At 67.1% G+C, this 8,297-nt stretch carries 9 protein-coding genes; 3 read left to right on the top strand and 6 right to left on the bottom strand.

Annotated features, from left to right (window positions below):
• The first annotated feature begins 234 nt into the window (after positions 1-234).
• From QZX93_RS24575 to QZX93_RS24565, 3 genes are all read left to right on the top strand, one after another.
• Complete coding sequence (locus tag QZX93_RS24575) at positions 235-894, top strand: hypothetical protein (protein WP_295393497.1); 660 nt, start codon at positions 235-237, stop codon at positions 892-894.
• 54 nt (positions 895-948) lie between these two features.
• Positions 949-1,167: a hypothetical protein gene (locus tag QZX93_RS24570; protein ID WP_295393499.1), complete on the top strand. Its 219-nt coding sequence runs from the start codon at positions 949-951 to the stop codon at positions 1,165-1,167.
• A gap of 66 nt (positions 1,168-1,233) precedes the next feature.
• Positions 1,234-1,371 (top strand): hypothetical protein, encoded by a 138-nt coding sequence (locus tag QZX93_RS24565; RefSeq protein WP_295393500.1) that lies wholly within the window; start codon positions 1,234-1,236, stop codon positions 1,369-1,371.
• A gap of 481 nt (positions 1,372-1,852) precedes the next feature.
• On the opposite strand, the gene hcp is transcribed toward QZX93_RS24565, so the two are convergent.
• From hcp to QZX93_RS24535, 6 genes are all read right to left on the bottom strand, one after another.
• Positions 1,853-3,145 (bottom strand): hydroxylamine reductase, encoded by a 1,293-nt coding sequence (gene hcp, locus QZX93_RS24560; RefSeq protein WP_295393502.1) that lies wholly within the window; start codon positions 3,143-3,145, stop codon positions 1,853-1,855.
• Between the two features lie 353 nt (positions 3,146-3,498).
• The gene (locus tag QZX93_RS24555; RefSeq protein WP_295393504.1) at positions 3,499-4,074 is read right to left on the bottom strand and encodes a hypothetical protein; all 576 of its coding nucleotides are present in this window, start codon (positions 4,072-4,074) and stop codon (positions 3,499-3,501) included.
• 286 nt (positions 4,075-4,360) lie between these two features.
• Positions 4,361-4,966: a ribosome biogenesis factor YjgA gene (yjgA, locus tag QZX93_RS24550; RefSeq protein ID WP_295393506.1), complete on the bottom strand. Its 606-nt coding sequence runs from the start codon at positions 4,964-4,966 to the stop codon at positions 4,361-4,363.
• Positions 4,967-5,031: 65 nt separating this feature from the next.
• A complete protein-coding gene (recJ, locus tag QZX93_RS24545; protein ID WP_295393508.1) occupies positions 5,032-6,750 on the bottom strand; it encodes a single-stranded-DNA-specific exonuclease RecJ in 1,719 nt (572 codons plus the stop codon).
• A 421-nt stretch (positions 6,751-7,171) separates the two neighbouring features.
• On the bottom strand, positions 7,172-7,609 hold the full coding sequence (locus QZX93_RS24540) for a type II toxin-antitoxin system PemK/MazF family toxin (protein WP_295393509.1): 438 nt from the start codon (positions 7,607-7,609) through the stop codon (positions 7,172-7,174).
• Positions 7,610-7,614: 5 nt separating this feature from the next.
• Positions 7,615-7,869, bottom strand: a complete 255-nt coding sequence (locus QZX93_RS24535; protein ID WP_295393511.1) for a type II toxin-antitoxin system Phd/YefM family antitoxin — start codon at positions 7,867-7,869, stop codon at positions 7,615-7,617.
• Between the last annotated feature and the right edge of the window lie 428 nt (positions 7,870-8,297).

The following is an 8,297-nucleotide window of genomic DNA, read 5'->3' as shown; positions in this document are numbered from 1 at the left end:
GGCACACCGCCGACACCCAAGCTGCCTCCCGCAGAGGTTTGGATCAACCCGCCGGCCGCAGGCTTAACCGAGATCCAAGAGCCTCCCGAGCAACACTAAATTCGACACCCCGGTGTCTCATTTTCATTGACACATTCCGGACGAGCCGCTGCAAGTCCTGGCCCTGGACCAGGTGGTGCCCTTCTTTCTATCGCTTCACGCCCCGGCCTAGCGCCGGCCCATCCGGTGAACCCCATGTCCAATCCCACCCCAGCCCCCCTGCCGGTGTTGCTCTCCGCCAGCGTCCCCGACGAGGTGATCGGCACGCCGGAGGCCCAGCGCCTCTATGACTATGTGGCCGCCATCGTCGCGGCCCTGTTCGACGCCGGCCTGAGTCTGGTCTTCGGCGGCCACCCGACCATCACCCCGCTGGTGCATCAAGCGGTCCGCGCCCGCGGCGAGCCGCGGCCGTCCATCGACCTCTTCCAACTGGAGCGCTTCCGCGGCGAGGCCCCGCCGGAGGCCCTGGACGGCACGGTCTTCGAACGGCTCCATTGGGTCGGCGACCCGGCGCTACCGATCGCTGCGGATCTCGCCAACCTGCGCGAGCCCATGGTCGCGCTCGCCCGAGCGGCAATCTTCATCGGCGGCAAGACCACGGGCTTCCAGGGCGGCAAGCCCGGCATCCGCGACGAATTCGAGCGCTTCCGCACCCACCACCCCACGGGCCCCGTCTACCTGGTCGGTGGGGCGGGCGGCGAAACCGCCCGGATAGTGACGGATGCCAATGGACAGGACTGGGAGTGCAACGGCCTCCAGGGCGAGGCCAGGGCGGTGCTGCATGACTCACACGCCGAGCACATCGTGGCCGCGGTGATTGCCCGGGACCTGGAGCGCTATCGGCGTCAACCCTAAGCCTTCGCCTGGTATAGTCTTGCTCGAAACCCACCTGAACCGAGGAATCGCCCAATGAGTCCCGACATCAACGACAAACACCTGGGCATGGTCCAGGGGGTGATCAACCGCCTGGCCGGTAACTCCTTTTCACTCAAGGGCTGGTCCATGACCCTGGTCTCAGCGCTGCTGGGGCTGGCCCTGTCGGGCAAGGGCGGCAATCCTCTCGGCGCCATGATCGCCCTGTTCCCGGCCCTGACTTTCTGGGCACTGGACGGCTATTACCTCGCCTAGGAACGCCTGTTTCGCCGCCTCTACGCCAACATCATCGATCCCAACGGGCAGGTGCCGGCCTTCTCCATGAAGACCGAGCCGCTCACCAAAGCCCTGTGGGCCGAGGCCGCCTTCAGCCTTACCCTGAAGCTCTTCCACGGCGCTGTCCTGGCAGTGATCGTCATCGCCTATCTGTCGATCACCCCGGCCCCCCACGGGGCCTGACGAGTCGCGTCGGGTGCGGTTAGAGAGGTCGCGTCGCGGCTAACGGCCATGGCAGCGGGACCAGCCACCCCGGACGATGAAAGTCGCCCGTGGGAGCGGCCTCCGGCCGCGATGCGCCACCGCGGGCCTTGCGAGGTTTCGTCGCGGCTGCAAGCCGCTCCCACAGGCCCCGCCGCGACTTTCACGGTAAAGCCGCTCCCACCGAGTGTGGGCCTGACTTTAGCTCGTGGGTCTATGCCCGCCCCGGGACGCAAGAGCGCCTAACACAGGCGGAACACCGCACAGAAATTGTAAAAGCATTCGATACGTGTTGTCGTCGTAGCCTGGATGGAGCGCAGCGGAATCCAGGTCTCGGCTGCAACTAACTGATTCACAGTGTATCTGCGAGGCCGCCCCCGGATTCCGCTGCGCTCCATCCGGGCTACATCGGGCACGCTCCCAATACTTTCACAGTCTCACCGCAGTGTGACGCGATCGCAGCTCAGCCCGCCATCGCCCGTTGCAGGTCGGCCTGCGGATCGTCGCCCGTCAGGCGCAGGTCATAGCGCTCCTGCAGGACCTTGAAGACATTGGGCGTGATGAAGGCCGGCGGGTTGGGGCCGAGGGTGATCCCCTTGATCCCCAGATGCAGCAGGGTCAGCAGGACCGCCACTGCCTTCTGCTCGAACCAACTGATGACGAGCGTCAGCGGCAGGTCGTTGACCGTGCAATTGAAGGCCTTGGCGAGCGCCACGGCGACCGCAATCGCCCCATAGGCATCGTTGCACTGACCCATGTCCATGAGCCGCGGCAGGCCCAGGTGCTCGCCATAGTCGTGGTCGCGGATGCGGAATTTGCCGCAGCCGAGCGTCAGGATGAAGGAGTCCGGCGGGGTCGCCTGGGCGTAGTCGGTGAAATAGTTGCGGCCCTTCTCGGCCCCGTCGCAGCCGCCGATGACAAAGAAGCGGCTGATCTGGCCGGCCTTGACGGCATCGACGATGGTCGCCGCCGCATCCAGCAGCACGGTGCGGTGGAAGCCGATGGTGGACTCACCGCTCACCTGTTCCTCGCACGGCGGGCCGGCCAGCGCGGCGGCGATGACCGGGGCGAAGTTCCCGTCCACAATCCGCTGGCCATTAGGGACAGCGGTGACCCGGGTGGTGAAGAGCCGGCCGCTATAGCTCTGCGGCGGGATCAGTACACAGTTAGTAGTGCCGAGCACTGGGCCGGGGAAGGCGGCGAACTCGCGCTTCTGGTCCTGCCAGGCGCCGCCGTAATGACCCGCCAGGTTGGGGTGCCCGCCAAGCTTGGGATACATGTGGGCGGGGAGCATCTCACCGTGGGTGTAGACCTTGACCGCGGTGCCTTCCACCTGCTTCAGCAGCTCCCACAGGTCCAGCAGGTCATGGCCGGTGACCAGGATGCCGGGGCCGGCCTGGGTGCCCTCCTTCACCTTGATCGGGGCGGGCTTGCCGAAGGTCTCCACATGGCCCTCGTCGAGCAACTCCATGACCCGCAGGTTCATCTCGCCGCACGTGAGACACAGCTCCAGCAGGGTGGCCAGATCGAAGTTCACGTTGGTCATGGTCGCGAACAGGGCCTCCTCGATGAAGGCGGACACCGCCTCATCGTGCTTGCCCAGGCGACGCGCATGATTGGCATAGGCGGCCATGCCCTTGAGCCCATAGAGCAGGGTCTCCTGGAGCGACTGGACGTCCGCGTCCTTGCCGCAGGTGCCGGGGGAGGTGACGCAAGCGTCCTGCCGAAAGGTCTGTTCGCATTGGTTGCAGTGCATAGGAGGCTCGTGTTTGGCTAGCAGTGGCGCCGGCAAGGGGCGCCGGATTCAGGGTGGACGGCGGATAGTATCGAGGGGGGCAGGCCGGCGGGCCTTGACTCAGGTCAAGCCGGCCGGGGGGCGCAGTCTGCTAACCTAACCCCGGGAATTGCTCACGCCAAGGCGCCAAGCTCGCCAAGCAATACAATCGGGTCGATCCACTATACAGATCACCCGCCGGGTGACTGACGCAACGCCGATAACACACTGAAAAGCCTTGGCGAGCTTGGCGCCTTGGCGTGACAACTGCTCTTTCTGGGGTTAAGAAAGGCCCTGATCATCACTCCGGCACCGTCGCGGCCGAGGGGCCGCTCCTACGGGGATGGCGGAGCCGCAGGCCCAAGGGACGCACGCCTGGCCTGAAGTTCGCCAAGGCGGGTCCGCTCGCCCAAGATGGTGTCATTGAAGTTGTTGGTGACGGAGATGATCTGCTGGTTCAGACCCGCCGCCCAGGATGCGGCCGTCTCGTTCGGTCCAGCGCCCTGGGCAAGCTGACCATTCAGCGCCGAGACCTGCACATCCCGCTCGGTCTCCAGATTGGCGATGCGGGTCTCCAGGTTCAGGATCTCGGTATCGAGCAGGTCGGCCTCGGCCACCGTCCCCGCCTGGTACTCCATCGCCGCGGCCGACTGCTGCGCCTGTTGGGCCTGGACCGCGTCGGGGCGGGAATACTCCACCTCCAGCCTCCGCTGCCGCGCCGGCCAGGGATCGAGCACCGGGTCGCCGCCCGGATCGGTACAGGGCGCGCCGGAGAAGATCACCTTCCCGCCCTGGTGGCACTCGTAGACCGCCACCTCGCCCTCCCCCGCCGCCAGCGGCAGGCCCAGGGTCGCCGCCAGGGCGCCCGCACCGAGCGCGAACAGTCGTGGGTTCATCATCGTACAGGGCATTTTGACCTCCTCGATTAACCGGGAAAGAGCCGTTGTCACGCCAAGGCGCCAAGCACGCCAAGGTGTTTCAGCAGATGATCGGTCGTCCGCGATTCACCCGGTGACCGAACTGGATACTGAACGCATCCCATTGTCTTTCTTGGCGAGCTTGGCGCCTTGGCGTGATCGATTGCCCGCTTGAAGATGAACGGGTAGTGCCAAGACCGGACGCGGAGCGCCCGCGCGGCATTCCCACGCGGGAGCGTGGGAACGAGAAGACGGCGGTGGCAGGTCCGCGCAGCGGACCCTACGGGTTCTCCCACTCGTCTTCATCTGCGGACCGATCGTCGTTTTCCAGGGCCTCATCCGCCTCCCCATGTGCATCCACCACGGTGCGCAGGAACCGGAAGAGCTTGCGCGGGGCCTCCGGGCGGCCGCGCTCGGTGTCGCGCTTGGCGGCGCGGATCAGGGTGCGCAGTTGCTGGCGGTCGGTCTGCGGGAACTCGTCCAGGAACTCGCTCAGTGCCTCGTTGCCCTCGCCGATCAGGCGCTCACGCCAGCGCTCCAGCCCATGGTGATGGGCGGCGTCCGCCCGCTCGCGCTCGGCGGCCTGGTCCATGAGTGCGTGGACGGCGTGCATGTCCTCGCGCTCCAGCAAGTTGGCGATGCGCTTGTAGTGCCGGCCGCGGGCGCGGATGTCCTTGATCCGGCCGGTCTCCTCGATCGCCGCCCAGGTGGCATCGCTCAGGCGCAGGCGCTCCAACTGCACGCGGGGCATGGCGGTCAGGCGCTCGGCCAGGGCCTGGAGCGCGAGGTGCTCGCGCTTGAACTGGCTCTTGCTCGGGCCAAGCGGCACCTCCGGCTCCTCATCCTCCACGGTTGCTTCGTCCGCGTACTCGCCGTAGTTCTCCACGGCGTTCGGGTCGAAATCGTCGGAGTCGTCCTCGTCCCAGGGGGTCGGCTGCTCCAGGTCGTCGTCTAGGTGGTCGATTGCAGGTGCTCCAAAATCAGTTGCGGGGTGCGTTCACCCCGATATTCATTCACATCCAGCCGGTAGGCGAGCCGCACCCAGCCGCTCGCCAGCGCCAGGCGCTCGCCCAGTCCGAAACCGATGGCATCCAGCCAAGGGCCGCGCTCGGGCTTGAGCCGCAGCTTCAGATGCCGCTCCTTCAACACCCGCGCCTGGACCACCTCGAACTCGCCGTCGAACAGCGGTTCCGGAAAGCCCTTACCCCAGGGACCGCCCAGGCGCAGGACCTCGGCCGTCTCCAGGTTCAGCAGCCGCGCGGGCAGTTCACCGTCGGAGCGCAGCTCCCGCACCGCGGGGGCATCGCCCAGTTGTTCATACACCGCCTCGCGGAAGGCCAGTCTGAAATCGGCCAGGGCCTCCGGCCGCAGCGTCAGCCCCGCGGCCATGGCGTGACCGCCGAAACGCTCGATGAGCCCGGGCCGCCGACGGTCCACCAGGTCGATGGCGTCGCGGATGTTGAAACCGTCCACCGAGCGCGCGGACCCGCGCAGGAAGCCGTCGTCGGCGTCCGCAAAGGCGATCACCGGCCGATGATAACGCTCGCGGATGCGCGCGGCGACAATCCCCGACACCCCCTGGTGCCAGCCCTTGCCGTAGAGACAGAGCCCCGGCGGCAGGTCGTCACCACGCGAGGTGATCCGCTCCACCAGGGTTTCGGCCTGTTCGCGCATCGTCCCCTCGATCTCGCGGCGCTCGCGGTTGAGCCCATCGAGCTGACTCGCGAGATCCAGTGCCGTCGCCGGTTCATCGCACAGCAGGCACTCCACCCCGAGCGTCATCTCGGTGAGGCGCCCGGCGGCATTGAGCCGGGGTCCGACCTGGAACCCCAGATCGGTAGCCGTGACCCGGGTCGGATCGCGCCCCGCCACCTGGAGCAGTGCATGGATGCCGGGCCGGCAGCGCCCGGCACGGATGCGCCGCAGCCCCTGCTCCACCAGGATACGGTTGTTGTGGTCCAGCGTCACCACGTCCGCCACCGTACCCAGGGCGACCAGGTCCAGGAACTCCGCCAGATTGGGCTCGGGCCGCGCGGCGTTGAACCAACCCGCGGCACGCAGTTGGGCGCGCAGTGCCATCAGGCAATAGAAGACCACGCCGACCCCGGCCAGGTGCTTGCTCGGAAAGGCGCAGCCGGGCTGGTTGGGGTTGACGATGGCCGCCGCCGCGGGGAGCCGCTCCCCGGCCAGATGGTGGTCGGTGATCAGCACCGGGATGCCCAGCGCATTGGCGCGCTCCACCCCGGCAATGCCGGCGATGCCGTTGTCCACGGTCATCAGCAGCCCGGGCTTGAGCGCCGCCGCCGCGTCCACCACCGCCGGGCTCAGGCCATACCCAAAGGCGAAACGGCTCGGCACCAGATAGGAGACCGCGCCGGCGCCCAGCGCGCGCAGCCCGAGCACCGCCAGCGCGCTGCCGGTGGCGCCGTCCGCGTCATAGTCGCCGATCACCAGGATCGCGTCCCCACCGCGCAGGGCGCCGGCGAGCAGGGCCACCGCCTGATCCATCCCGGCCAACGACTGATAGGTGGCCAGCCCCGCCAGCCCCAGGTCGGACTCGGACTCCAACTGGCCGCGGCCGGCATAGAGCCGCCGCAGCAGTTCAGCCGCGTTGGCGGGCGGCGGTTGCGCGGGATCGGACGGGGTACGGCGGATTTCGGTTGGGGTCACTGGGTGGGCCTGGGTTCAGAAGCTGGGGAGAAAAGTGGGCAGGTGGTCGGTCCGCACGGCGGACCCTACGGCGTTGCTGCGTGCCCGTAGGGTCCGCTGCGCGGACGAGCCACCTCACCGCGAGCGAAATGCCCGGACGTAGAATGGCAGTCTGGGGCACCCGGAACACAGGGTGCGCATCGCCCACGCATGACGGTGCATGACATCCTACCCGGATTCGCCTCCCAGCTGGAACCCGGCGACCTTGATGAGTGTCGCGGCCCCCGGGAGCGCCGCCCCGGATTCCGCTGCGCTCCATCCAGGCACCTTCCGAATACTTTTTTACAGTCTCCCAAACGGTGTGACGAAGGGAAAGCGCTGCTTTGCGGGCTGTCCACAGACCCGCTCAACGGCCTTTGGCCAGACGGCGGGGACTTGGGAGTCAGTCGGTGCGAACGACCGTTTTCGCATTACGGGATCGCGCGACGGCGACCAGCCGCTCGACGATCTGGGTGAACAGGCGCGGCGGCAGGACGCCGTAGTCGTACCGCCCGGGCGCGACACGCGAGATCGGCACCAGGTCGGGGCCGGGCCAGACGAATCGATTGACCTCTGACACCACAATCCAGGAGCGTTCCTCATCGAGTCCCAACCGCCGTTTGGTGGGCTGGGGAACCTCTACCGCGGTATCCGGGTCGCGGGGCGCCGCATGGGTGATCGGCGCGACCGTGACGACCGGCCCGCCCGACGCTTGCAACACCGCAAGGACGACAACGCAGGGGCGATCCTTACGGCCCTCTTCATGCCCGGCCTGCGCCTCGGCGTCCCACAGGTACCGGTAACCGATGACCAGCCCTGGATGGGGCGCGGGCAGGGACATCAGAGTCAGTCCAGTTCGCCGTCGAGGTGGGCGTAGGATTCCGGCACCCGGGCTTGGGCAATCGCCGTCAATTCGGCGTCGCTCAGTGACTCCACCGAAAATGCCTCCTGATCCCGGCGCTTGAGCCGTCGGTATTCTTCCGCGGACAGCAGGACCAGGCTCTGTTGGCCGTCCGCGGTGATAGCGACGGGCTCCTGCAGGGCACTGCCCCGATAACGCCCAAAATGCCGTTGCAACTCGGTGGCGGTCACGGTCAACATGGTGAATCCCGGTGCGGATCTGAGAATAGACAGAGTATACCAAAGCAGAATGACGCGCCGGGCCAGAGCACCTGTCGCGGCCAGGCAGCCCGTAGGGTCCGCTGTGCGGACCAGCGACCTCAGCACGCCCCCAGAGTGGTCCAGAAGTGCTTGCAGCGCCTGAGACTTGCGTCACAATCGCAGCGGTGTGGCGAGGAGAACCGGTTACCGTGAAAGTCCGGCCAAGGCCCCCAGAGGGAGCGGCTTCAGCCGCGACGCGACCGCGCAAGCGCCCGTGGCCTCGTCGCGGCTAACGGCCATGGAAGGGGGGCCTGCCACCCCTGACCATGAAAGTCTTTCAGGCTAACGGGGCGCTCCTGCGCCCGCTCGTGGTTTTCGCGTGAAACCTACTTCACAGACATCGGCTTACGGCGACTTTCACGGTAAAG

This window comes from uncultured Thiodictyon sp., assembly GCF_903946935.1.
Lineage (GTDB): Bacteria > Pseudomonadota > Gammaproteobacteria > Chromatiales > Chromatiaceae > Thiodictyon.
This window is presented reverse-complemented; position numbering and strand designations above follow the sequence as displayed.